The following is a 23,001-nucleotide window of genomic DNA, read 5'->3' as shown; positions in this document are numbered from 1 at the left end:
AAGCTGTAGTTGGCGAATGGGCTCTGCGCCAGCATCGCATAGCTAAAGTCGGGATTGAAACAAAACTGTCATGAAATCAGTTTTTTGCAGATGAAAAAAAGGGGCTCGAGAGCCCCTTTTTCAGCAGCGATTCAAGGTTACTGACCCGGAATGTCCTTGCGCAGTTTCACAGGGTCCTGCTGTTTTTTCTTTTTCGCGATGGCGGTACGCATCTTGATGTTCACCGCTTCCACCGCCAGGGAGAACGCCATGGCGAAGTAAACGTAGCCTTTTGGCACGTGAACATCGAAGGCTTCAGCGATCAGAACGGTGCCCACCACCAGCAGGAACGACAGCGCGAGCATCTTCAACGACGGGTGCTTGTCGATGAATTCGCTGATGGTGCCAGCGGCCAGCATCATCACCAGCACGGCGACGATAATCGCAGCCACCATCACCGGTACGTGGGAAACCATACCGACTGCGGTAATCACCGAGTCCAGGGAGAACACGATGTCGATGATCGCGATCTGGATGATGGTGTAGATGAACTTGCCACCGGCGCCTTTTGGCTCGTCGTGGGTTTCGTCCTCACCTTCCAGGGCGTGGTACATCTCCTGGGAGCTTTTCCACAGCAGGAACAGGCCACCGAAGAACAGGATCAGGTCGCGACCGGAAATGCCTTGGCCGAACACCACGAACAGGTCGTCGGTGAGGCGCATCACCCATGTGATCGACAGCAGCAACAGGATTCGCGTGACCATCGCCAGGGCCAGGCCGAAGATCCGGGTACGCGCCTGCATGTGCTTGGGCATGCGGCTGACCAGGATCGAAATCATGATGATGTTATCGATGCCCAGGACGATCTCGAGGGCCGTCAGGGTGAAGAAAGCAATCCAGATTTCCGGATTGGTCAGCCATTCCATGTGTATTCCTTTGAACGAGTGTTAGACCGCGCCGGCTTTAAGCGCCGGCGCAGTGAGTTGTACGATTATAGAGTGCTGAACAGCGGAAAAATCCCCATCAGCAATGCGGCGACCATTATGCACAGGCACACCAGTACCGCCCACTTGAGGGTGAAGCGCTGGTGATCGCCAAATTCGATACCCGCCAGAGCCACCAACAGGTAAGTGGATGGAACCAGTGGGCTCAACAAGTGCACGGGTTGGCCAACGATCGAGGCGCGGGCCATTTCCACGGCGGTGATGCCATAGTGACTGGCGGCTTCGGCCAATACGGGCAGTACACCGTAGTAGAACGCGTCGTTGGACATGAAGAACGTGAACGGCATGCTCACCAGTGCGGTGATCACGGCCAGGTAAGGGCCGAGGGCGTCGGGGATGACCGCCAGCAGGCTCTTGGACATGGCATCGACCATGCCGGTGCCGGACAGGATGCCGGTGAAGATACCGGCGGCGAAGATCAACCCGACCACCGCCAATACGCTGCCGGCGTGGGCGGCGACGCGGTCTTTCTGCATTTGCAGGCACGGGTAGTTGACGATCATCGCGATACTGAAGGCCACCATGAACAGCACGGGCAGCGGCAGCAGGCCGGCGATCAGGGTGCACATCAGGGCCAGCGTCAGGGCGCCGTTGAACCAGATCAGCTTCGGACGGCGGGCGTCCGGGTACTGCGAAACGCTGATTTCGCTGTGGTCAATTTCGTCACCGTGCAGGTGCAGTTCACCGAGACGCGCACGTTCGCGTTTGCCGTACATGTAGGCAATCACCAGGATGGCAACCACGCCGGCCAGCATCGCCGGGATCATCGGTACGAAAATGTCCGACGGGTCTACATGCAGCGCACTGGCCGCACGGGCGGTCGGGCCGCCCCATGGCGTCATGTTCATCACGCCGCCGGCCAGGATGATCAGGCCGGCCATGATCCGCGGGCTCATGCCGATGCGCTTGTACAACGGCAGCATGGCGGCCACGCAGATCATGTAAGTGGTGGCGCCGTCACCGTCGAGCGAGACCACCAGGGCCAGTACGGCAGTGCCGACCGAGACCTTCAGCGGGTCGCCCTTGACCAGCTTGAGGATCTTGCGCACGGCCGGGTCGAACAGGCCGGAGTCGATCATCAAGGCGAAATAGAGGATGGCGAACATCAGCATCACGCCGGTCGGCGCGAGCTTGGTGATGCCTTCGAGCATCATCGGGCCGATCTTCGGTGCAAAGCCGCCGAACAGCGCGAACAGGATTGGCACGATGATCAAGGCGATCAGCGCAGACAGGCGCTTGGTCATGATCAGGTACATGAACGTGATGACCATGGCAAAGCCAAGGAAAGTCAGCATAGGAATACTCCAGGCGTAGCGCGGCTAGGGAATGGCGAACCGGTTGGGGTCAGCGCAGAACGAACAGCACGAGGCGTACGGGTGGAGTTGGGGCAAACAGGCGGGTACGAGCGGACATCGGGAATCACCATTGTTGTTGTTAACAACCGGTCTGTTGCCGGCAGTGGTGGGCGATCCTAGTCCCGGAAGCTTTCAGCCAGCTTTCGCTTAAGAAACAGGCTACGTTGAGTGACGACTGGTCTTATATGAAATAGGGATGTGGGAGACGGGGCATGCATGAGCAACACCAAGGCGGCTGCCATTGCGGGCGGGTGCGTTATCAGTTCAGCGGGGCGTTGGTGGACATTGCCCACTGCCACTGTTCGGTTTGCCGGCGGGTCAGCGGTGGGTTGGTGACCACCTGGATCACCCTGCCCCGTCCCGCGTTTGCGTGGGTGGCGGGAACGCCGGCGCAGTACGAATCGTCATCGACATGCGTGCGGTATTTCTGTTCGAACTGTGGGGCGCACCTGGCGTTGGAAACTCGTCTGAGTCCCGAGAGTATCGATGTGACCATCGCGACCCTGGATCATCCGGAACAGGCCCCGGCAGAACGGCACATCTGGGTAGAGAGCCGATTGCCGTGGCTGCGCCTGGATGAACAGTTGCCGCAAGAGGATGGGGAGACGCTCTAGGGCAGCTCGAACCCGCCGGAGGCCTTGTGCAGCGCACGCAAGTGCTCGCCCAATTGCTTGAGGTTGGCTTCACACGCGGCAATTTCCGCCGCGCGGGACGGCTCCAGCAGCGCCCTCACCTCCTTGTCCAGGTCGCCGGTCAGCGACTGCAATTGTTTCTGGCGCGCGGCGCTTTCAGATTCCAGGCGTTGGGATTCGGTCGGCTGCGGCAGGCCGTAACCGCTGGTGCCCAACAGCTCTGCCGGACGACTGAGGAAGCCGCTGTTGGCGAGGATCTGCTGCAAGGTCGCGTTGGCCTTCTCCATACCGCCGTTCTTCAGCTCGCGGGCACCGAGGTAACGTTGTTTGACTTCATCCTGGGCCAGCATGAGTTGCTTGCGAAAGCTTGCCTGCTCGAGCAGCAACAAGGCCGCGCTGGTGCGCAGGTCGGCCTCGGCGAACCATGGGCGCCGCTCTTCAGCGCTCAGTGACAGCCAGTCCTCCACTTCGGCCTGCTTGATCGGCAGGCGCTTTTTCAGCACCTCGAACATCGCCTGGTACCGCTCGCGGAAAGAATCGAAGTGATAGCCCAGGCGCAGCGCGCGTTTTTTGTCATCCAGCACGCTGGTATCGGCCAGGCCCCGGCCCTTGAGGACTTCCAGCAGGCCATTGGGCGTGATGTTGTCCAGGCCGGTCAGCTGCGGGTTGGCGCTGCCGCTGCGTAACAGTTTCAGGCTCTCCACCGCGCAGTTGTTGGAGATGAAGAAGTAGTTGCCGTCGTAGCTCCAGTGCATTTCGGCGGCGTGTTCGACAGTGTCGTTGATCTCTTGGCGGGTCAGCTTCAGCGGCACTGACGCCAGGCCACGCAGTTCGGTCTTGGTGTACTCGTCGATGACTTGTGACAGCGGCAGCACGAACAGCCGTGATGGGTATTTGCCGATCAAGCCGTCCCAGCTCGACAGCTGTACGTCACCGACGAATGCGCGGTAGGACAGAACCAGGTGCTGGTCCAGGTCCAGCCGGCAATCCGGGCCCCGTGGCCGGCCTGGGGCGCAGATCACCAGGCGCAACATGCTATGGCCCCAGCGGCTTACCAGGTTCTGGTTGGCCTCGGCCAGCAGGTAGTCGATTTCGTAGACTCTCTCGGGGTCGACCTGACCCAGCGGGGTCTTGGCGAAGTCGTTGCCGGCGTTGAGGAAGGCGTAGGTCTTGGCGCAGGTGTCCTTGGCCGGTGGTGCCCAGCCAAAGTGTTCCTTGTAATAGCGGTACAACGAAGGCCGGCGGCAGGCGTAGCTCGGGTCGAGGAGGAAGTACTCCATGTTGACCGCGACGAATTCCAGCGGGCTGGTGGTTTCGTAGATGTCCGGGCTGCGGGCGACCTGGTGGTTGTTCTGTTCACGTTCGCCGCGACGCCCGACGTATTGCGGCCAGCCGGCAAGGTCCAGCAGGCGTGGGTCATCGCTGAGGGTAAAGCGGCGATCGTTCTGGCCACGGCATTGATCGGGCAGGCCGATCAGGCCGGTGATGTTGTTCTGGCGGCTGCAACGCTGGATCAGCGTGCGGTCGGCGCTGGACCACAGCCGGGCGCGGTCGTAGATGTGGGTCAGTTCATGCAACACAGTGGCGAGCATTTCCCGGCGCACGGTGCCATGGGGGCGGTTGGTTTTTTGTGTCGCGGCGCTGCCGTCGGTGAGGCTTTCCAGCAGGTTGCTGTTGAGGTCCAGTTCGGACACCAGCGAGGCCTGGCCGTAGGCATTCTCGGGCATCTTGTCGGTCCAGCCGACGTCGATGGTCCGGTCCAGTTGCTCGATGAAGCGCGGCGGCAACGCCTGCATCGCTTCATCCAGCAACGCCTGGCTGGCCTGCTGCTGGGCCGGGCTCAAGCCATCAGTCTTGAGCCGCAGTTGCAGGGCGGCCTGAGCCGCGCTGGCGCCGAGCAGCAGCGTGCCGGCCAGTAGCCAGGCGGCAATTCGCCTCACAGTGCGAGGATAGCTTCGGCGAGGACCTGGTCGCTGGCGTCGCGGGCTTCTGGCACGCGGGTTCGCAGGGTATCGAACGCGGCTTCCAGCTGAGCGCCGCGAATCTCGCCATTGCTGGCGACGAAACTGGCGGCATCGTCGTGGGCTTCGCGCACGACTTTGGAGTCGCGGATGGACGTGGTGGTGTCCGAGGTGAAATCAATGGTACGGGCCGAGGCACGGACGATGATGTTACTGGTGGCCTTCAGGGTTTGCGCCTGGGCAACACCGGCCAACAACAGCAGGCCGAGAGCGGCGGCGATCAGCGGGCTACGCATGGAATGACTCCGAAATACAAAGATGATTATTGGACGAGAATTGCTTGAGCCAGTTCAAGGTCACTGGCGTTAAGTTTTGGCTGGGTATGGCGCAGATAATCCAGCGCTGATTCCAGTCGGGCTCCCCGCCATTGGCCGTCAGTGGCAATGAAAGCGGCAGCGTCATCCTGGGCGGCCAGTATCAGTTTATGGTCGAACGGTGCGGAGGTCACTTTGCTGGTGGCATACGCACTGACAACGAGGCTCTGGGTTGACAGGTCAAAGGCCGGAGCTTGGGTGGACCAGCAGGTGCAAAACACTACGGGAGCGATCAACAGGCGGTATGAAAAAGCCATGGGACTCGACAACTGAAAACGAGCGCCAAGGCTAGCGCAATGCCCGGGCGAGAGCCAGCGCGCAGGATCAGGGAGCGCCTGGCGCTCCCGTCTTCCCCACCCGCGGTCAGATGGCCAGGATCGCCTGGGCCAGTTGAGCGTCAGTCGCGGTATTCAGTTGTGGAGCCTGTTGACGGATCTGGGCCAGGGCGCTTTCCAGTTTCACGCCACGGATGGCGCCGTCGCTGGCCACAAAGCTGGCGGCGTCGTCGCGGGCGGCACGTACGACCTTGTTGTCACGCAGGGAGGACGTGGCATCGGAGGTCGCATCCGAGGTGGCTTTCAGAGCGCCGACGATCGAATCCGTGGTCACGATCAGGCTGGAGGCGTTGGCATTGGCAGCCAGGGCCAGCAGGGCTGCAGCGCTCAGCAGACGAAGACGGGACATGGGGTGACTCCTGTAAATGAACGAATAAAAGTGGCACAAAGCCGCTATTTGATCAGCGGGACCATGGGCATCAGACGCCCGTTCTACAGGGTTCGCCACGTGGTAACCGGATATTAAGCCGCCGTTTATCCGTTCGGATAGTCACCCGTGGTGATTACTCGCTCCAGAACGACTTGGACAGTTCGGCTGCTCGGTCGCCGTGGCTGATGCCCGCGTCAGATAATTCCCGCGGGTCCAGTTGAGCCAGCAACCTGCGTGTACGGGCACGTTGCTCCCAGCGGGCGAGTCCCGAGGCCGTGCGTTGCAGTAGCCTTATCAATAGAGGGCGTTGCTGGGCTTGGGTGTTCATGGCGAGCGCCTTTTATGAGGTTCTGAAACTCCATGTTGGGCGCGAAAGTTTTACCGGTACAGATACACCAAGGCTAAATTGTACTGCTTAATTGTTATGTTTTTTAAACTGTACCTGTTGATATGAAAGCCTATTGTTTTTGCTCTTAAAAATCCAAATCCCAGAAACAACAAAACCCGCCTCCGGTTACCCGGGGCGGGTTTTGCTTGATCAATTCTGAGTGCTGGCTGTGGACCCGGTGGGTCAGGGCCAGCGGACGCTAATTAGCGCCAGAACGGCTTGCTCAGCTCTTCGTAGCGTTGTGCTTCGCTGATACCGGCGTCAGCCAGCAGACGCGAATCCAGACGAGCCAGTTGATGGCGGCTGGAGATGCGGCGCTGCCACAACATCAGGTTGGCGATAACGCGCAGAGGCAGGGAAGCCTGGGTGTTTACAGCTTTTTCTTCGAAGAACAGATCGGAACTGAGTGTACGTTCCATGATGACATCCTTCCGCTTGTGGCGGGATTAGGTAGTGGTTTAACTGATGCCAATGATCCTCTTCCGGCGCAAGACTCTCTAGATACAGTTCACCTGTATTGTGAGGGGCCAGTTAACTGTTTATAGGGGCTGTACTGTATGAAATTGGGGCAACTGTACCTGTCGGCACTTTTATGGTGCGTTTTAGGCGTTTTTAGAGATTTGGGTAGGAGATTTAGGTAGGAAATGACCGGTACAGCAGTACAGTTTTTTCTAAAAGATGGGTTTGCAAACCCGGACTGATGAAACTGTGTTTGCATCAGTCCGAATCTGTATCAATTACGCTTTCAGCATATGCCCGGTTTCTTCCAGGTTGATGTGCCAACTCAGTGCTTCCCGCAGGATGTGCGGGGTGTGACCGCCCAGCGCGCAGGCTTGGGTGAAGTACGTGTTCAGGGCGTCGCGGTATGCCGGGTGCACGCAGTTGTCGATGATGACCCGAGCCCGCTCACGCGGCGCCAGGCCGCGAAGGTCTGCCAGGCCGATCTCGGTCACGAGGATGTCGACATCATGCTCGGTATGGTCCACATGGCTGACCATCGGCACGACGCTGGAGATTGCCCCGGCCTTGGCGATCGACTTGGTGACAAAGATCGCCAGGTGCGCGTTGCGTGCAAAGTCACCCGAGCCGCCAATCCCGTTCATCATCCGCGTGCCGCAGACGTGGGTGGAGTTGACGTTGCCGTAGATGTCGAACTCCAGCGCAGTGTTGATGCCGATAATGCCCAGGCGCCGTACCACTTCCGGGTGGTTGGAGATTTCTTGGGGCCGCAACACCAATTTGTCTTTATAGCGCTCCAGGTTGCCGAACACGTCGGCGTTGCGCCGTTCTGACAAGGTGATCGAGCTGCCCGAGGCGAAGCTCAGCTTGCCGGCGTCGATCAGGTCGAACGTCGAGTCCTGGAGTACTTCCGAATACATTGTCAGGTCTTCGAACGGCGACTCGATCAAGCCACACATCACCGCGTTGGCAATGTTGCCGATGCCGGCCTGCAGCGGGCCAAGCTTATTGGTCATGCGCCCGGCGTCGACTTCTTCTTTAAGGAAGTTGATCAGGTGGTTGGCGATCGATTGGGTGTCGCTGTCGGGCGGCGTCACGGTGGAGGCCGAGTCGGCCTGATTGGTGATGACGATGGCGACGATCTTCTCGGGTGGGATCGGAATTGCGGTGCTGCCGATGCGGTCGTCCACGGCCACCAACGGAATCGGTGTGCGGGTCGGGCGATAGCTCGGGATATAGATGTCGTGCAGGCCTTCCAGGTTCGGGTTATGCGCCATGTTGATCTCGACGATCACGTGCTTGGCGAAAATCGCGAAACTGGCAGAGTTGCCCACGGAAGTGGTCGGCACAATATGGCCTTGCTCGGTAATGGCCACGGCTTCGATTACCGCGATGTCCGGCAACTTGAGCTGATTGTTACGCAGCTGCTCGACGGTCTCCGACAGGTGCTGGTCGATAAACATCACTTCGCCGGCGTTGATCGCCTTGCGCAAAGTGCTGTCTACCTGGAATGGCATGCGTCGCGACAGTACGCCGGCTTCGGTCAGTTGCTTGTCCAGGTCATTGCCCAGGCTGGCACCGGTCATCAGGGTGATTTTCAGCGGCGAGGTCTTGGCGCGTTCGGCCAAGGCGTGGGGCACGGCCTTGGCTTCACCGGCGCGGGTGAAGCCGCTCATGCCGACGGTCATGCCGTCCTGGATCAGTGCGGCAGCGTCAGCCGCGCTCATGACCTTGTTCAACAACGAAGGCAAGCGGATACGATCACGGTACATGGATTGTTATCTCGGGCTACGGAAGCAAGATGCGCAGTCTAGTGATTTCAAAAAATTTCGTCCCGCTACCATGGTCGAATGCCAGGCAGCGATTTAGAGCCTTTTGTCGGTTTTTTACCGGCAATAAAAAACCCCAGCCTACTAAAGGCCAGGGTTTTGGGTATTGCGCTGGCGCAGTGTTTATTCGACGGCTTTGACCATGTCTTCGATGACCTTCTTGGCGTCGCCGAAGACCATCATGGTCTTGTCCAGGTAGAACAGTTCGTTGTCCAGGCCGGCATAGCCGCTGGCCATGGAGCGCTTGTTGACGATGATGGTCTTGGCTTTGAACGCTTCGAGAATCGGCATCCCCGCGATTGGCGACTTGGGATCATTCTTGGCGGCCGGGTTGACCACATCGTTGGCGCCGAGCACCAACACCACGTCGGCCTGGCCGAACTCGGAGTTGATGTCTTCCATCTCGAACACCTGGTCGTAAGGCACTTCTGCCTCGGCCAGCAGTACGTTCATGTGGCCGGGCATGCGGCCGGCAACCGGGTGGATCGCGTACTTCACGGTCACGCCGCGATGGGTCAGCTTCTCGGTCAGCTCTTTCAGCGCATGTTGCGCCCGTGCCACCGCCAGGCCATACCCCGGGACAATGATCACGGTGTCCGCGTTGGTCAGCAGGAAGGTTGCGTCATCAGCCGAACCGGACTTCACCGGGCGAGCTTCTTTAGAGCCCGCGGGGCCCGCGGCGTCTGCCGTGTTGCCGAAACCGCCGAGCAGCACATTAAAGAAGGAACGGTTCATCGCCTTGCACATGATGTACGAGAGGATCGCGCCGCTTGAACCCACCAGGGAGCCGGCGATGATCAGCATCGAGTTGTTCAGCGAGAAACCGATACCCGCCGCCGCCCAGCCGGAGTAGCTGTTCAGCATCGAGACGACCACTGGCATGTCGGCGCCACCAATCGGGATGATGATCAGCACGCCCAGTACGAACGCCAGGGCCAGCATCAATGCGAATGCGCTGAGGTTTCCGGTGAGCATGAAGGCCAGGCCCAGGCCCAGGGTCAGCAGGCCCAGCACCAGATTCAGCTTGTGCTGACCGCCGAACTGTACCGGTGCGCCCTGGAACAGGCGGAACTTGTACTTGCCCGACAGCTTGCCGAAGGCAATGACGGAGCCGGAGAACGTAATCGCACCGATGGCAGCACCAAGGAATAGCTCCAGGCGGTTACCGGCAGGGATCGAATCCCCCAGGTGTTTGACGATGCCCAGAGATTGCGGCTCCACGACTGCGGCAATGGCAATAAACACCGCAGCGAGGCCGATCATGCTGTGCATGAACGCCACCAGTTCCGGCATCTTGGTCATTTCTACGCGCTTGGCCATGATCGAGCCGGCGGTGCCGCCGACCAGCAGGCCAACGATGACGTACCCGATGCCGGCAGTCGCCAGCTCCGCGCCGAGCTTATAGATGAGGCCCACGGTGGTGAGCACTGCCAGCGCCATGCCGAGCATGCCGAACAGGTTGCCGCGCCGCGAAGTGGTTGGGTGTGACAAGCCCTTGAGGGCCTGGATAAAGCAGATCGACGCGATCAGGTAGAGCGTCGTAACCAGATTCATGCTCATTACTTCGGCGCCTCTTCTTTTGCTTTCGGGGCTTTCTTCTTGAACATCTCAAGCATCCTGCGGGTAACCAGGAAGCCGCCGAATACATTGACCGCAGCCAGGGCCACGGCCAGGGTGCCCATGGTCTTGCCCAGCGGTGTCACGGTGAGTGCGGCCGCCAGCATGGCGCCGACGATTACGATCGCCGAAATTGCGTTGGTCACGGCCATCAGCGGGGTGTGCAAGGCTGGGGTGACGTTCCAGACCACGTGGTAACCGACATAAATTGCCAGCACAAAGATGATCAGGTTGTAGATACCGGGGGAGATAAGCTCTTCCATCGTCTGAATCCCTGCTTAGGCGTTTTTGCGGATGACTTGGCCGTCGCGGCACATCAGGCACGCGGCGACGATGTCGTCTTCGAGGTTGATTTCAAACTGCCCTTCCTTGTTGAAGACCAGCTTCAGGAAGTCCAGCAGGTTGCGCGCGTACAACGCCGAGGCATCGGCTGCGACGGCGCCTGCCAGGTTGGTCGGGCCGCAGATGGTCACTCCGTTTTCCACGACCACCTGGTCTGCCACGGTCAGTGGGCAGTTGCCGCCCTGGGCTGCCGCGAGGTCGATGACCACCGAACCTGGCTTCATCTGTGCGACGGTCTCGGCGCTGAGCAGGGTTGGCGCCTTGCGGCCCGGGATCAATGCAGTGGTGATGACGATGTCGGCTTGCTTGGCGCGCTCGTGCACGGCCAGGGCCTGACGCTGCATCCAACTGGTGGGCATCGGACGTGCGTAGCCGCCAACACCGACGGCGCATTCGCGCTCTTCATCGGTTTCGTAGGGCACGTCGACGAACTTGGCACCCAGGGACTCGATCTGTTCCTTTACGGCCGGCCGCACGTCGGACGCTTCGATGACTGCGCCCAGACGTTTCGCGGTAGCAATCGCCTGCAGCCCTGCTACGCCCGCGCCGAGGATCAGCACGCGAGCGGCTTTCACCGTGCCTGCGGCGGTCATCAACATTGGCATGAAGCGTGGGTAGTGATGGGCGGCGAGCAACACGGCCTTATAGCCGGCAATGTTCGCCTGGGAAGACAGCACATCCAGGCTTTGCGCTCGGGAGGTACGCGGTGCGGCCTCAAGGGCAAAGGCCGTGATGCCATGCTCGGCCAGTCGGGTGATGGTTTCGTTGCTGAACGGATTGAGCATGCCCACCAACACAGCGCCGCTTTTGATCAGCGTCAGTTCACTGTCATTCGGGGCTACGACCTTGAGAATCAGTTCGGCGCCGAATGCCTCGCTGGCGTTGCCAATGGTTGCGCCTGCCGCTTCATAGGCACTGTCGACGACACTGGCATTGATGCCTGCCCCGCTTTGCACAGTGACCTTGTGGCCCTGGCCGATCAGCTTCTTGATGGTTTCCGGGGTGGCAGCCACCCGCGTTTCACCGGTCTGGGTTTCGAGAGGAACACCAATGTGCACGTCAAATCTCCTGCATGATCTTTTTGCTTTGATTTTTGTAAAAGGCCAGTGCACCGCAAGAGGTGCATCTGGGCGGCCGATCAGCACGATCCCGCTGAAATACAGCGGGGCGCGGCATTTTGCAGGCGAACTTTACGGCCTTCAAGAGATTATGACGGGTGACGAAAAATTAACTACAAGTCACCCTGTGACTGATTGTCGCAATGCTTGGGTATAACTCTTTCAAATACAGGTATTTAAAGGGGTTTAGCTAAAATATTGGCTTGTCGTCATGGTTGATGTGAATGGCTGTCTATCGCTGTCACATTATGGCTACAGGCCAATATCTGTATGGCTTTAAGACCGATTTACCGTCAAAAGATGCGGTCTTCTAAATTGCGACATATATATACATATGTAGGTATTTTAATTTGCTGACTACAGAGTCAATAAGCCAGCGTTTGCCTTTAGCTATTGGGGTTGTAGCGCAGTGACTGATCGATCAGCCAGTCTCTGAACGCGTGAAGAGAAGCCGATTCGACTTTTCTCTCGGGAATCATCAAGTAATACGCCTTTGAACTCGCCAGTACCTGGGGGCTTGCGATCACCAGGTGCCCTTCGTTCAATTCCCTTTGAATGAGGAACGGCGGGATCAGTGCAATGCCCATGTCGTGCATGGCTGCCTGGGACAACATGGAGAATAGCTCGTAACGCGGGCCTGTCATGTCGCGGGGTATGTCCAGCTGTTGCGCGTTGAACCACTGGCGCCAGGCGTAGGGGCGAGTCGTTTGCTGCAGCAGGGGCAGTTCGGCGATTTCCTGCGCGCTGAAGTGCGTACGTTCACCCAGCAAGCGCGGGCTGCACACAGGGAGCGGGTTTTCTCCCATTAGTTTGTGGGATTCGGTACCGGACCAGTCGGCGTCGCCAAAGTAGATCGCCGCGTCGAATTCGGTGTCGGCAAACAGGAACGGCCGCGTGCGGTTGGTCAGGTTGACGGTGACCTCCGGGTGCTGATGCTGAAAGTCCTTGAGGCGCGGGATCAGCCACTGGGTGCCGAAGGTGGGGACTACCGCCAGTTCGATAACGTTGGTGCCCTGCTGGCCCATCACCGACAAGGTGTCGCGCTCGACCGCGTCCAGTTGAGTGGCTACCCGGCGGCTGTAGGAAAGCCCGGCTTCTGTCAGCTTCACGCCTCGGCGCGAGCGTCGAAACAGCTCGACACTCAAAAACTCTTCGAGGCTGGCGATCTGTCGGCAGATTGCGCCTTGGGTGATCGAAAGCTCCTGCGCAGCCTTGGTGAAGCTTTCGTGGCGGGCCGCCGCCTCAAAACTGACCAGGGCCGTGGTGCTGGGAATCTTTCTGCGCATGTACCGTAGCCTCACAAGTAACTAGCATCTATGGCGGTTTTTTATGTTTCGGAGTGAGAAATTAGCACAAGGCTATGCAAAAACCTCGTTTGCCCTCCTCGCCTGCCCGGCCTAGGCTCCATGCACGACTTTTGATTTACTTCGCGAGGACTCACTCATGGGCGGTAAGGCAAGCTTCAACTGGATCGATCCACTGCTGCTGGATTCACAGCTCACTGAAGAAGAACGCATGGTGCGCGACAGCGCCGAGCAGTTCGCCCAGGACAAGCTGGCGCCGCGTGTGCTCGAAGCCTTTCGCCATGAAAAGACCGACCCTGCGATCTTCCGCGAAATGGGCGAGACCGGTCTGCTGGGTGCAATGATTCCCGAGCAGTACGGTGGCAGCGGTTTGAACTACGTCAGCTACGGCCTGATCGCTCGTGAAGTCGAGCGCGTGGACTCCGGCTACCGCTCGATGATGAGTGTGCAGTCATCGCTGGTAATGGTGCCTATCAATGAATTCGGTACCGAAGCGCAAAAGCAGAAATACCTGCCGAAGCTGGCTTCTGGCGAATGGATTGGCTGCTTTGGTCTGACCGAGCCTAACCATGGCTCTGACCCGGGCGCGATGATTACCCGTGCACGCAAGGTGGATGGCGGCTACAGCCTCACCGGCAGCAAGATGTGGATCACCAACAGCCCGATTGCCGATGTGTTCGTGGTGTGGGGCAAGGACGATGCGGGCGACATTCGTGGCTTTGTCTTGGAGAAGGGCTGGAAAGGCCTGAGTGCTCCGGCGATCCACGGCAAGGTCGGGCTGCGCGCCTCGATCACCGGTGAAATCGTCATGGATAACGTGTTTGTGCCTGAGGAAAACATCTTCCCGGATGTGCGTGGCTTGAAAGGTCCCTTCACTTGCCTTAACTCGGCGCGCTACGGTATCTCGTGGGGTGCATTGGGGGCTGCGGAGTTCTGCTGGCATACCGCGCGCCAATACACCCTTGATCGTCAGCAGTTCGGGCGTCCACTGGCGGCCACCCAATTGATCCAGAAGAAGCTTGCAGACATGCAGACCGAGATCACCCTCGCCCTGCAAGGTTGCCTGCGGTTGGGTCGCATGAAGGATGAGGGTACGGCGGCGGTGGAGATTACCTCGATCATGAAGCGCAACTCCTGTGGCAAGTCTCTTGATATTGCGCGGATGGCACGTGACATGCTCGGTGGCAACGGTATCTCCGATGAGTTCGGCATTGCCCGTCACCTGGTCAACCTTGAGGTGGTGAACACCTATGAGGGTACCCATGACGTGCATGCGCTGATCCTGGGGCGTGCGCAAACCGGTATTCAGGCGTTCTATTAATAGGAGAGCGACCATGGGCGCGCTATCGCACCTGCGGGTACTGGATTTGTCGCGAGTGCTGGCGGGCCCTTGGGCCGGGCAGATACTTGCGGACCTTGGCGCTGAAGTGATCAAGGTCGAGCGGCCTGGTAATGGAGACGACACTCGTGCCTGGGGGCCGCCCTTCCTCAAGGATGCGTATGGGGAGAACACCACTGAGGCGGCGTATTACCTGTCGGCCAACCGTAACAAGGAGTCGGTAACCATCGACTTTACGCGGCCGGAGGGGCAGAAGCTGGTACGTGACCTGGCGGCGAAGTCCGACATTCTGATCGAGAACTTCAAGGTGGGTGGCTTGGCGGCCTATGGGCTGGACTATGAGTCGCTCAAAGAGATCAATCCGGAGTTGATCTACTGTTCGATTACCGGGTTTGGCCAGACTGGGCCCTATGCAGCTCGGGCGGGCTACGACTTCATGATCCAGGGGCTTGGCGGGTTAATGAGTCTGACTGGCCGTCCCGAGGGTGAAGACGGTGCCGGCCCGGTCAAGGTGGGCGTGGCGCTGACGGATATCCTGACGGGGCTCTATTCGACAGTGGCGATTCTGGCCGCCATGGCTCACCGGGATCATGATGGTGGTGGTCAGCATATCGATATGGCGCTGCTGGATGTGCAGGTGGCTTGTCTGGCTAACCAGGCGATGAACTACCTGACGACGGGCGTTCCTCCCAAGCGCTTGGGCAATGCTCATCCGAATATCGTGCCGTACCAGGATTTTCCTACGGCAGATGGCGACTTCATTCTTACCGTGGGCAACGATGGACAGTTTCGCAAGTTTGCCGAGGTGGCCGGGCATCAGCAGTGGGCGGATGATCCGCGGTTTGCGACTAATAAGCTGCGGGTGGCCAACAGAGCAACGCTGATCCCGTTGATTCGCCAGGCGACTGTATTCAAGACAACTGCTGAATGGGTGGCTCAGTTGGAGCGGGTGGGCGTGCCGTGCGGGCCTATCAATGACTTGGCGCAGGTGTTTGCCGACCCGCAGGTAAAGGCGCGCGGGCTGGCGATGGAGTTGCCTCATGCGTTGGCGGGGATGGTGCCCCAGGTGGCGAGCCCTATGCGACTGTCCAAGACGCCTGTTGAATACCGCAGTGCGCCTCCCCTGTTGGGTGAGCATACTCATCAGGTCCTGCAGCAGGTGCTGGGTTTAACGCCGGCGAGTGTGTCGGCGTTAAGGGGTGCCGGGGTCATCTGAAGCTTCCCTTCTATATAGAGGGCTGTTTAAGTTCTCTATATAGAGGGGAGTTGGTTGATTTTTAGCCAGGAATGTCTATTTGATAGAAATCCTGAATTAAGGGTTGACGGCAGATTCTGGAAGTCTATAATTCGCCCCACTTCCGGCGCAGTCGAAACGGAAAACTCCTTGGTAAACAAAGAGTTATGTAGGTTTCGACAGCGAGCTGCTTCAGATCATCGAAGCCTGGAAGGAGTTGATAGAGCGGTGTAGTTTGGCTCTATTAACGGTTCGATCTTCTCGGTCGAAAGCGGAGAAAAAGAGGTGTTGACAGCAGCGTGTAACGCTGTAGAATTCGCCTCCCGCTAACGAGAGATCGGAAGCGCAAGTGGTTGAAGTTACAAAGGAAACTTTGAAAACTTCTAAAAATAATCACTTGACAGCAAATGAGGCTGCTGTAGAATGCGCGCCTCGGTTGAGACGAAAGATCTTAACCAACCGCTCTTTAACAACTGAATCAAGCAATTCGTGTGGGTGCTTGTGGAGTCAGACTGATAGTCAACAAGATTATCAGCATCACAAGTTACTCCGCGAGAAATCAAAGATGTAACCAACGATTGCTGAGCCAAGTTTAGGGTTTCTTAAAAACCCAAAGATGTTTGAACTGAAGAGTTTGATCATGGCTCAGATTGAACGCTGGCGGCAGGCCTAACACATGCAAGTCGAGCGGTAGAGAGAAGCTTGCTTCTCTTGAGAGCGGCGGACGGGTGAGTAATGCCTAGGAATCTGCCTGGTAGTGGGGGATAACGTCCGGAAACGGACGCTAATACCACATACGTCCTACGGGAGAAAGCAGGGGACCTTCGGGCCTTGCGCTATCAGATGAGCCTAGGTCGGATTAGCTAGTTGGTGGGGTAATGGCTCACCAAGGCGACGATCCGTAACTGGTCTGAGAGGATGATCAGTCACACTGGAACTGAGACACGGTCCAGACTCCTACGGGAGGCAGCAGTGGGGAATATTGGACAATGGGCGAAAGCCTGATCCAGCCATGCCGCGTGTGTGAAGAAGGTCTTCGGATTGTAAAGCACTTTAAGTTGGGAGGAAGGGCAGTAAATTAATACTTTGCTGTTTTGACGTTACCGACAGAATAAGCACCGGCTAACTCTGTGCCAGCAGCCGCGGTAATACAGAGGGTGCAAGCGTTAATCGGAATTACTGGGCGTAAAGCGCGCGTAGGTGGTTCGTTAAGTTGGATGTGAAATCCCCGGGCTCAACCTGGGAACTGCATTCAAAACTGACGAGCTAGAGTATGGTAGAGGGTGGTGGAATTTCCTGTGTAGCGGTGAAATGCGTAGATATAGGAAGGAACACCAGTGGCGAAGGCGACCACCTGGACTGATACTGACACTGAGGTGCGAAAGCGTGGGGAGCAAACAGGATTAGATACCCTGGTAGTCCACGCCGTAAACGATGTCAACTAGCCGTTGGGAGCCTTGAGCTCTTAGTGGCGCAGCTAACGCATTAAGTTGACCGCCTGGGGAGTACGGCCGCAAGGTTAAAACTCAAATGAATTGACGGGGGCCCGCACAAGCGGTGGAGCATGTGGTTTAATTCGAAGCAACGCGAAGAACCTTACCAGGCCTTGACATCCAATGAACTTTCTAGAGATAGATTGGTGCCTTCGGGAACATTGAGACAGGTGCTGCATGGCTGTCGTCAGCTCGTGTCGTGAGATGTTGGGTTAAGTCCCGTAACGAGCGCAACCCTTGTCCTTAGTTACCAGCACGTAATGGTGGGCACTCTAAGGAGACTGCCGGTGACAAACCGGAGGAAGGTGGGGATGACGTCAAGTCATCATGGCCCTTACGGCCTGGGCTACACACGTGCTACAATGGTCGGTACAGAGGGTTGCCAAGCCGCGAGGTGGAGCTAATCCCAGAAAACCGATCGTAGTCCGGATCGCAGTCTGCAACTCGACTGCGTGAAGTCGGAATCGCTAGTAATCGCGAATCAGAATGTCGCGGTGAATACGTTCCCGGGCCTTGTACACACCGCCCGTCACACCATGGGAGTGGGTTGCACCAGAAGTAGCTAGTCTAACCTTCGGGAGGACGGTTACCACGGTGTGATTCATGACTGGGGTGAAGTCGTAACAAGGTAGCCGTAGGGGAACCTGCGGCTGGATCACCTCCTTAATCGACGACATCAGCTGCTCCATAAGTTCCCACACGAATTGCTTGATTCATTGAAGAAGACGATAAAGAAGCAGCCCGAAATTGGGTCTGTAGCTCAGTTGGTTAGAGCGCACCCCTGATAAGGGTGAGGTCGGCAGTTCGAATCTGCCCAGACCCACCAATTTTGTGTGGGAAACGCCTGTAGAAATACGGGGCCATAGCTCAGCTGGGAGAGCGCCTGCCTTGCACGCAGGAGGTCAACGGTTCGATCCCGTTTGGCTCCACCACTAACTGCTTCTGTCATGAAAGCTTAGAAATGAGCATTCCATCAATGCGATGGTGAATGTTGATTTCTAGTCTTTGATTAGATCGTTCTTTAAAAATTTGGGTATGTGATAGAAAGATAGACTGAACGTTACTTTCACTGGTAACGGATCAGGCTAAGGTAAAATTTGTGAGTTCTCTTAGTTGAGAAATTCGAATTTTCGGCGAATGTCGTCTTCACAGTATAACCAGATTGCTTGGGGTTATATGGTCAAGTGAAGAAGCGCATACGGTGGATGCCTTGGCAGTCAGAGGCGATGAAAGACGTGGTAGCCTGCGAAAAGCTTCGGGGAGTCGGCAAACAGACTTTGATCCGGAGATGTCTGAATGGGGGAACCCAGCCATCATAAGATGGTTACCTTACACTGAATACATAGGTGTATGGAGCGAACCAGGGGAACTGAAACATCTAAGTACCCTGAGGAAAAGAAATCAACCGAGATTCCCTTAGTAGTGGCGAGCGAACGGGGACTAGCCCTTAAGTGGCTTTGAGATTAGCGGAACGCTCTGGAAAGTGCGGCCATAGTGGGTGATAGCCCTGTACGCGAAAATCTCTTAGTCATGAAATCGAGTAGGACGGAGCACGAGAAACTTTGTCTGAATATGGGGGGACCATCCTCCAAGGCTAAATACTACTGACTGACCGATAGTGAACTAGTACCGTGAGGGAAAGGCGAAAAGAACCCCGGAGAGGGGAGTGAAATAGATCCTGAAACCGTATGCGTACAAGCAGTGGGAGCAGACTTTGTTCTGTGACTGCGTACCTTTTGTATAATGGGTCAGCGACTTATTTTCAGTGGCGAGCTTAACCGAATAGGGGAGGCGTAGCGAAAGCGAGTCTTAATAGGGCGTCTAGTCGCTGGGAATAGACCCGAAACCGGGCGATCTATCCATGGGCAGGTTGAAGGTTGGGTAACACTAACTGGAGGACCGAACCGACTACCGTTGAAAAGTTAGCGGATGACCTGTGGATCGGAGTGAAAGGCTAATCAAGCTCGGAGATAGCTGGTTCTCCTCGAAAGCTATTTAGGTAGCGCCTCATGTATCACTGTAGGGGGTAGAGCACTGTTTCGGCTAGGGGGTCATCCCGACTTACCAAACCGATGCAAACTCCGAATACCTACAAGTGCCGAGCATGGGAGACACACGGCGGGTGCTAACGTCCGTCGTGAAAAGGGAAACAACCCAGACCGTCAGCTAAGGTCCCAAAGTTATGGTTAAGTGGGAAACGATGTGGGAAGGCTTAGACAGCTAGGAGGTTGGCTTAGAAGCAGCCACCCTTTAAAGAAAGCGTAATAGCTCACTAGTCGAGTCGGCCTGCGCGGAAGATGTAACGGGGCTCAAACCATACACCGAAGCTACGGGTATCATCTTCGGATGATGCGGTAGAGGAGCGTTCTGTAAGCCTGTGAAGGTGAGTTGAGAAGCTTGCTGGAGGTATCAGAAGTGCGAATGCTGACATGAGTAACGATAATGGGTGTGAAAAACACCCACGCCGAAAGACCAAGGTTTCCTGCGCAACGTTAATCGACGCAGGGTTAGTCGGTCCCTAAGGCGAGGCTGAAAAGCGTAGTCGATGGAAAACAGGTTAATATTCCTGTACTTCTGGTTATTGCGATGGAGGGACGGAGAAGGCTAGGCCAGCTTGGCGTTGGTTGTCCAAGTTTAAGGTGGTAGGCTGGAATCTTAGGTAAATCCGGGATTCTAAGGCCGAGAGCTGATGACGAGTTAACTTTTAGTTAACGAAGTGGTTGATGCCATGCTTCCAAGAAAAGCTTCTAAGCTTCAGGTAACCAGGAACCGTACCCCAAACCGACACAGGTGGTTGGGTAGAGAATACCAAGGCGCTTGAGAGAACTCGGGTGAAGGAACTAGGCAAAATGGCACCGTAACTTCGGGAGAAGGTGCGCCGGTGAGGGTGAAGGACTTGCTCCGTAAGCTCATGCCGGTCGAAGATACCAGGCCGCTGCGACTGTTTATTAAAAACACAGCACTCTGCAAACACGAAAGTGGACGTATAGGGTGTGACGCCTGCCCGGTGCCGGAAGGTTAATTGATGGGGTTAGCTAACGCGAAGCTCTTGATCGAAGCCCCGGTAAACGGCGGCCGTAACTATAACGGTCCTAAGGTAGCGAAATTCCTTGTCGGGTAAGTTCCGACCTGCACGAATGGCGTAACGATGGCGGCGCTGTCTCCACCCGAGACTCAGTGAAATTGAAATCGCTGTGAAGATGCAGTGTATCCGCGGCTAGACGGAAAGACCCCGTGAACCTTTACTATAGCTTTGCACTGGACTTTGAATTTGCTTGTGTAGGATAGGTGGGAGGCTTTGAAGCGTGGACGCCAGTTCGCGTGGAGCCAACCTTGAAATACCACCCTGGCAACTTTGAGGTTCTAACTCAGGTCCGTTATCCGGATCGAGGACAGTGTATGGTGGGTAGTTTGACTGGGGCGGTCTCCTCCTAAAGAGTAACGGAGGAGTACGAAGGTGCGCTCAGACCGGTCGGAAATCGGTCGTAGAGTATAAAGGCAAAAGCGCGCTTGACTGCGAGACAGACACGTCGAGCAGGTACGAAAGTAGGTCTTAGTGATCCGGTGGTTCTGTATGGAAGGGCCATCGCTCAACGGATAAAAGGTACTCCGGGGATAACAGGCTGATACCGCCCAAGAGTTCATATCGACGGCGGTGTTTGGCACCTCGATGTCGGCTCATCACATCCTGGGGCTGAAGCCGGTCCCAAGGGTATGGCTGTTCGCCATTTAAAGTGGTACGCGAGCTGGGTTTAGAACGTCGTGAGACAGTTCGGTCCCTATCTGCCGTGGACGTTTGAGATTTGAGAGGGGCTGCTCCTAGTACGAGAGGACCGGAGTGGACGAACCTCTGGTGTTCCGGTTGTCACGCCAGTGGCATTGCCGGGTAGCTATGTTCGGAATAGATAACCGCTGAAAGCATCTAAGCGGGAAACTAGCCTCAAGATGAGATCTCACTGGAACCTTGAGTTCCCTGAAGGGCCGTCGAAGACTACGACGTTGATAGGTTGGGTGTGTAAGCGCTGTGAGGCGTTGAGCTAACCAATACTAATTGCCCGTGAGGCTTGACCATATAACACCCAAGCAATTTGCTGACCTGAAAAGGCACCAGATTGCGGTGTGTGAAGACGAAATGAACCGAAAGTTCGATTCTTGCAAACACCGAAAGCTGTCACATACCCAATTTGCTGAAGCGAGGCCAACTGGCCACGACTCAGTACCCGAATTTCTTGACGACCATAGAGCATTGGAACCACCTGATCCCATCCCGAACTCAGCAGTGAAACGATGCATCGCCGATGGTAGTGTGGGGTTTCCCCATGTGAGAGTAGGTCATCGTCAAGATTAAATTCCAGAACCCCTGATTGCTAACGCGATCAGGGGTTTTGTTTTTGTAGAAGTCCATGATTTTCACCGGCACGTTGCGAACGCAACGGTCTGGTACACAGAATTTCTTGACGACCATAGAGCATTGGAACCACCTGATCCCATCCCGAACTCAGCAGTGAAACGATGCATCGCCGATGGTAGTGTGGGGTTTCCCCATGTGAGAGTAGGTCATCGTCAAGATTGAATTCCGAAACCCCTGTCTGCTAGCGCAGACAGGGGTTTTGTCGTTTAAGCGCTGGCCAAAGAACTAGAACCGACTCATCCTTTGCGTGCCTTACTGCTTCGCCTGGCCAGTAGCTTGCGCCACCAGATGTAGATTCCGGTAGCAGACAACATCGCGATCACAACCCCCAGCAGTGCAATCAACACCTGCCCCGTCACCCCGATGATCCTGCCCCCATGGATTGGTAGCTGCAGCCGATAAAAGCGCTCCCCCAACGTACCTTGCCCTGCTATTTCCTGCCCTAGTAAACGCCCATCCGTCCCGTGGAAAAACAACCAGGATTTCCCATGGGCCTCGGTATCATGTTGCCCAAAACCAGCCCCATAAAAGTTGTACTCAAAGCTGTAGTACAGCTCTCCAATCGCCGCCGTCAGCCCAAGCCGTTTGCCTTCCTCCAGGGCCCGCTCATAGGCTTGTTGATAGCTCAGTTGCGTCACGCCCAATTGCCCAATCGGCAGCCTGCCACGGGCCTCATACACACTGGCCTCGACCGGTGAAAACAGCGAGACAACCGGCTTGAATACCTGGCTCGGCAAATTCATCGCCACGCTGCTGACCGCGATCGGCAGCAACAACAACCAAAGCCACAACCCGCCTGCTCGATGCAGATCGAAGTTCAAGCGGTACGCGTGACCGCCCTTGATCTTCCACGCCGTTGACCATTTCTTCCAGAAGGGTTTGCCCCTTGGCAGGGTCAACCACAGCGCGATAAAGCAATCGAATACCCAGGCAATCGCCACCAGCCCCATCAGCCACAACCCCCAGTTACCCGGCAGTGTCAGGTTGTAGTGAAACTCCAGAATGAACGGTATGAAGTTCTCACGCTGAAAGCAGCACGCGCCCCAAAAACGCCGGCCCATTGCTTCGCCGGTGACCGGATCGAGATAGAACACCTGGTTAGGCTCGTCAAAGGGCTTGCCCGTCGCCGGGTCGTTTCTCGCTACCGCCGCCAGCAGAGCGGTATGCCCTGCCTCTTGTGGATACTCCATGTACCAGACTTGCAGCGTTGGATGTTGCCGCTGCAACTTTTCCACCAGGTCACCTGGCGGCAATGCCGAGCCCTTGGCCGTTGCTTCGTAGAAGCCGGGATTAAGCCATTCATCCAGCTCGTGGTTGAACGCCAAAAGACTGCCCGTAATTCCCGCCATCATCAAAAACAACGCCGTTGCCAGTCCGATGTAGCGATGAAGTAAAACCATCAATGCGCGCATAAAAATCTCCTGCAAAAACGACAAAGCCAGCGCCTGGAATCAGGA

Annotated in this window: 17 protein-coding genes, 2 tRNA genes and 4 rRNA genes; 9 read left to right on the top strand and 14 right to left on the bottom strand. The window is 56.8% G+C overall.

What is annotated here, in order from left to right; all coding sequences use genetic code 11:
- Nucleotides 1-137: 137 nt before the first annotated feature.
- Nucleotides 138-905 (bottom strand): TerC family protein, encoded by a 768-nt coding sequence (locus HKK54_RS09990; RefSeq protein WP_010168680.1) that lies wholly within the window; start codon nucleotides 903-905, stop codon nucleotides 138-140.
- 65 nt (nucleotides 906-970) lie between these two features.
- Entirely contained in the window at nucleotides 971-2,278 is a 1,308-nt protein-coding gene (locus HKK54_RS09985; protein ID WP_010168681.1) for a CitMHS family transporter, read from the bottom strand.
- A gap of 272 nt (nucleotides 2,279-2,550) precedes the next feature.
- Between HKK54_RS09985 and HKK54_RS09980 the strand changes: the two genes are divergently transcribed.
- A complete protein-coding gene (locus HKK54_RS09980; RefSeq protein ID WP_010168683.1) occupies nucleotides 2,551-2,952 on the top strand; it encodes a GFA family protein in 402 nt (133 codons plus the stop codon).
- On the opposite strand, the gene HKK54_RS09975 is transcribed toward HKK54_RS09980, so the two are convergent.
- The 11 genes from HKK54_RS09975 to HKK54_RS09925 form a co-directional block, all read right to left on the bottom strand.
- On the bottom strand, nucleotides 2,949-4,910 hold the full coding sequence (locus tag HKK54_RS09975) for a DUF7844 domain-containing protein (protein ID WP_169386707.1): 1,962 nt from the start codon (nucleotides 4,908-4,910) through the stop codon (nucleotides 2,949-2,951). The two genes, HKK54_RS09980 and HKK54_RS09975, sit on opposite strands and share 4 nt — an antisense overlap.
- Entirely contained in the window at nucleotides 4,907-5,227 is a 321-nt protein-coding gene (locus tag HKK54_RS09970) for a DUF2388 domain-containing protein (RefSeq protein WP_010168687.1), read from the bottom strand. The genes HKK54_RS09975 and HKK54_RS09970 overlap by 4 nt, the downstream gene beginning before the upstream one ends.
- 26 nt (nucleotides 5,228-5,253) lie before the next feature.
- Nucleotides 5,254-5,562, bottom strand: a complete 309-nt coding sequence (locus tag HKK54_RS09965) for a DUF2388 domain-containing protein (RefSeq protein WP_008439654.1) — start codon at nucleotides 5,560-5,562, stop codon at nucleotides 5,254-5,256.
- A 106-nt stretch (nucleotides 5,563-5,668) separates the two neighbouring features.
- Nucleotides 5,669-5,989, bottom strand: a complete 321-nt coding sequence (locus HKK54_RS09960; RefSeq protein ID WP_010168690.1) for a DUF2388 domain-containing protein — start codon at nucleotides 5,987-5,989, stop codon at nucleotides 5,669-5,671.
- Between the two features lie 154 nt (nucleotides 5,990-6,143).
- Nucleotides 6,144-6,338, bottom strand: coding sequence for a DUF1127 domain-containing protein (locus HKK54_RS09955; protein WP_010168692.1), 195 nt, complete (start codon nucleotides 6,336-6,338; stop codon nucleotides 6,144-6,146).
- A gap of 263 nt (nucleotides 6,339-6,601) precedes the next feature.
- A complete protein-coding gene (locus HKK54_RS09950) occupies nucleotides 6,602-6,817 on the bottom strand; it encodes a DUF1127 domain-containing protein (RefSeq protein ID WP_010168694.1) in 216 nt (71 codons plus the stop codon).
- Nucleotides 6,818-7,135: 318 nt separating this feature from the next.
- Nucleotides 7,136-8,629: an acetyl-CoA hydrolase/transferase family protein gene (locus HKK54_RS09945; RefSeq protein ID WP_169386706.1), complete on the bottom strand. Its 1,494-nt coding sequence runs from the start codon at nucleotides 8,627-8,629 to the stop codon at nucleotides 7,136-7,138.
- Between the two features lie 180 nt (nucleotides 8,630-8,809).
- Nucleotides 8,810-10,246 carry an NAD(P)(+) transhydrogenase (Re/Si-specific) subunit beta gene (locus HKK54_RS09940; protein ID WP_010168698.1) on the bottom strand — a complete coding sequence of 479 codons (1,437 nt, stop codon included), beginning with the start codon at nucleotides 10,244-10,246 and terminating at the stop codon, nucleotides 8,810-8,812.
- Complete coding sequence (locus HKK54_RS09935) at nucleotides 10,246-10,566, bottom strand: NAD(P) transhydrogenase subunit alpha (RefSeq protein WP_003220416.1); 321 nt, start codon at nucleotides 10,564-10,566, stop codon at nucleotides 10,246-10,248. Before HKK54_RS09935 ends, HKK54_RS09940 begins: the two co-directional genes overlap by 1 nt.
- Before the next feature lie 15 nt (nucleotides 10,567-10,581).
- A complete protein-coding gene (locus tag HKK54_RS09930) occupies nucleotides 10,582-11,703 on the bottom strand; it encodes a Re/Si-specific NAD(P)(+) transhydrogenase subunit alpha (RefSeq protein ID WP_169386705.1) in 1,122 nt (373 codons plus the stop codon).
- Between the two features lie 446 nt (nucleotides 11,704-12,149).
- Nucleotides 12,150-13,049 (bottom strand): LysR family transcriptional regulator, encoded by a 900-nt coding sequence (locus HKK54_RS09925; RefSeq protein ID WP_169386704.1) that lies wholly within the window; start codon nucleotides 13,047-13,049, stop codon nucleotides 12,150-12,152.
- A gap of 157 nt (nucleotides 13,050-13,206) precedes the next feature.
- Here HKK54_RS09925 and HKK54_RS09920 point away from each other — a divergent pair, with 157 nt between their 5' ends.
- The 8 genes from HKK54_RS09920 to rrf (HKK54_RS09885) all read left to right on the top strand — a co-directional run bounded on the left by HKK54_RS09920 (nucleotide 13,207) and on the right by rrf (HKK54_RS09885) (nucleotide 21,702).
- Nucleotides 13,207-14,388 carry an acyl-CoA dehydrogenase gene (locus HKK54_RS09920; RefSeq protein ID WP_010168706.1) on the top strand — a complete coding sequence of 394 codons (1,182 nt, stop codon included), beginning with the start codon at nucleotides 13,207-13,209 and terminating at the stop codon, nucleotides 14,386-14,388.
- A 13-nt stretch (nucleotides 14,389-14,401) separates the two neighbouring features.
- Nucleotides 14,402-15,622: a CaiB/BaiF CoA transferase family protein gene (locus HKK54_RS09915; RefSeq protein WP_169386703.1), complete on the top strand. Its 1,221-nt coding sequence runs from the start codon at nucleotides 14,402-14,404 to the stop codon at nucleotides 15,620-15,622.
- Between the two features lie 640 nt (nucleotides 15,623-16,262).
- A 16S ribosomal RNA gene (locus HKK54_RS09910) occupies nucleotides 16,263-17,799 on the top strand.
- Between the two features lie 83 nt (nucleotides 17,800-17,882).
- Nucleotides 17,883-17,959, top strand: a tRNA-Ile gene (locus tag HKK54_RS09905).
- A 30-nt stretch (nucleotides 17,960-17,989) separates the two neighbouring features.
- A tRNA-Ala gene (locus HKK54_RS09900) sits at nucleotides 17,990-18,065 on the top strand.
- A gap of 246 nt (nucleotides 18,066-18,311) precedes the next feature.
- Nucleotides 18,312-21,205 (top strand): 23S ribosomal RNA (locus HKK54_RS09895).
- Between the two features lie 156 nt (nucleotides 21,206-21,361).
- Nucleotides 21,362-21,477 (top strand): 5S ribosomal RNA (gene rrf / locus HKK54_RS09890).
- A 109-nt stretch (nucleotides 21,478-21,586) separates the two neighbouring features.
- Nucleotides 21,587-21,702, top strand: a 5S ribosomal RNA gene (rrf, locus tag HKK54_RS09885).
- Together the 16S, 23S and 5S rRNA genes with 2 tRNA genes alongside form the textbook arrangement of a ribosomal RNA operon.
- Nucleotides 21,703-21,780: 78 nt before the next feature.
- Here the strand turns inward: rrf (HKK54_RS09885) and HKK54_RS09880 are convergent.
- Complete coding sequence (locus HKK54_RS09880; RefSeq protein ID WP_010168716.1) at nucleotides 21,781-22,956, bottom strand: PepSY-associated TM helix domain-containing protein; 1,176 nt, start codon at nucleotides 22,954-22,956, stop codon at nucleotides 21,781-21,783.
- Nucleotides 22,957-23,001: the final 45 nt, after the last annotated feature.

It is taken from the genome of Pseudomonas sp. ADAK13, from assembly GCF_012935715.1.
Taxonomy (GTDB): Bacteria; Pseudomonadota; Gammaproteobacteria; order Pseudomonadales; family Pseudomonadaceae; genus Aquipseudomonas.
Note: the sequence above shows the minus strand (reverse complement) of the source record. Positions and strands in the feature narration are given on the sequence as shown.

Coding starts and splice junctions, on each gene's coding strand:
- HKK54_RS09990 (WP_010168680.1), bottom strand. CDS start 905: ATGGAATGGCTGACCAATCCGGAAATCTGGATTGCTTTCTTCACCCTG.
- HKK54_RS09985 (WP_010168681.1), bottom strand. CDS start 2,278: ATGCTGACTTTCCTTGGCTTTGCCATGGTCATCACGTTCATGTACCTG.
- HKK54_RS09980 (WP_010168683.1), top strand. CDS start 2,551: ATGCATGAGCAACACCAAGGCGGCTGCCATTGCGGGCGGGTGCGTTAT.
- HKK54_RS09970 (WP_010168687.1), bottom strand. CDS start 5,227: ATGCGTAGCCCGCTGATCGCCGCCGCTCTCGGCCTGCTGTTGTTGGCC.
- HKK54_RS09965 (WP_008439654.1), bottom strand. CDS start 5,562: ATGGCTTTTTCATACCGCCTGTTGATCGCTCCCGTAGTGTTTTGCACC.
- HKK54_RS09960 (WP_010168690.1), bottom strand. CDS start 5,989: ATGTCCCGTCTTCGTCTGCTGAGCGCTGCAGCCCTGCTGGCCCTGGCT.
- HKK54_RS09955 (WP_010168692.1), bottom strand. CDS start 6,338: ATGAACACCCAAGCCCAGCAACGCCCTCTATTGATAAGGCTACTGCAA.
- HKK54_RS09950 (WP_010168694.1), bottom strand. CDS start 6,817: ATGGAACGTACACTCAGTTCCGATCTGTTCTTCGAAGAAAAAGCTGTA.
- HKK54_RS09945 (WP_169386706.1), bottom strand. CDS start 8,629: ATGTACCGTGATCGTATCCGCTTGCCTTCGTTGTTGAACAAGGTCATG.
- HKK54_RS09940 (WP_010168698.1), bottom strand. CDS start 10,246: ATGAGCATGAATCTGGTTACGACGCTCTACCTGATCGCGTCGATCTGC.
- HKK54_RS09935 (WP_003220416.1), bottom strand. CDS start 10,566: ATGGAAGAGCTTATCTCCCCCGGTATCTACAACCTGATCATCTTTGTG.
- HKK54_RS09925 (WP_169386704.1), bottom strand. CDS start 13,049: ATGCGCAGAAAGATTCCCAGCACCACGGCCCTGGTCAGTTTTGAGGCG.
- HKK54_RS09920 (WP_010168706.1), top strand. CDS start 13,207: ATGGGCGGTAAGGCAAGCTTCAACTGGATCGATCCACTGCTGCTGGAT.
- HKK54_RS09915 (WP_169386703.1), top strand. CDS start 14,402: ATGGGCGCGCTATCGCACCTGCGGGTACTGGATTTGTCGCGAGTGCTG.
- HKK54_RS09880 (WP_010168716.1), bottom strand. CDS start 22,956: ATGCGCGCATTGATGGTTTTACTTCATCGCTACATCGGACTGGCAACG.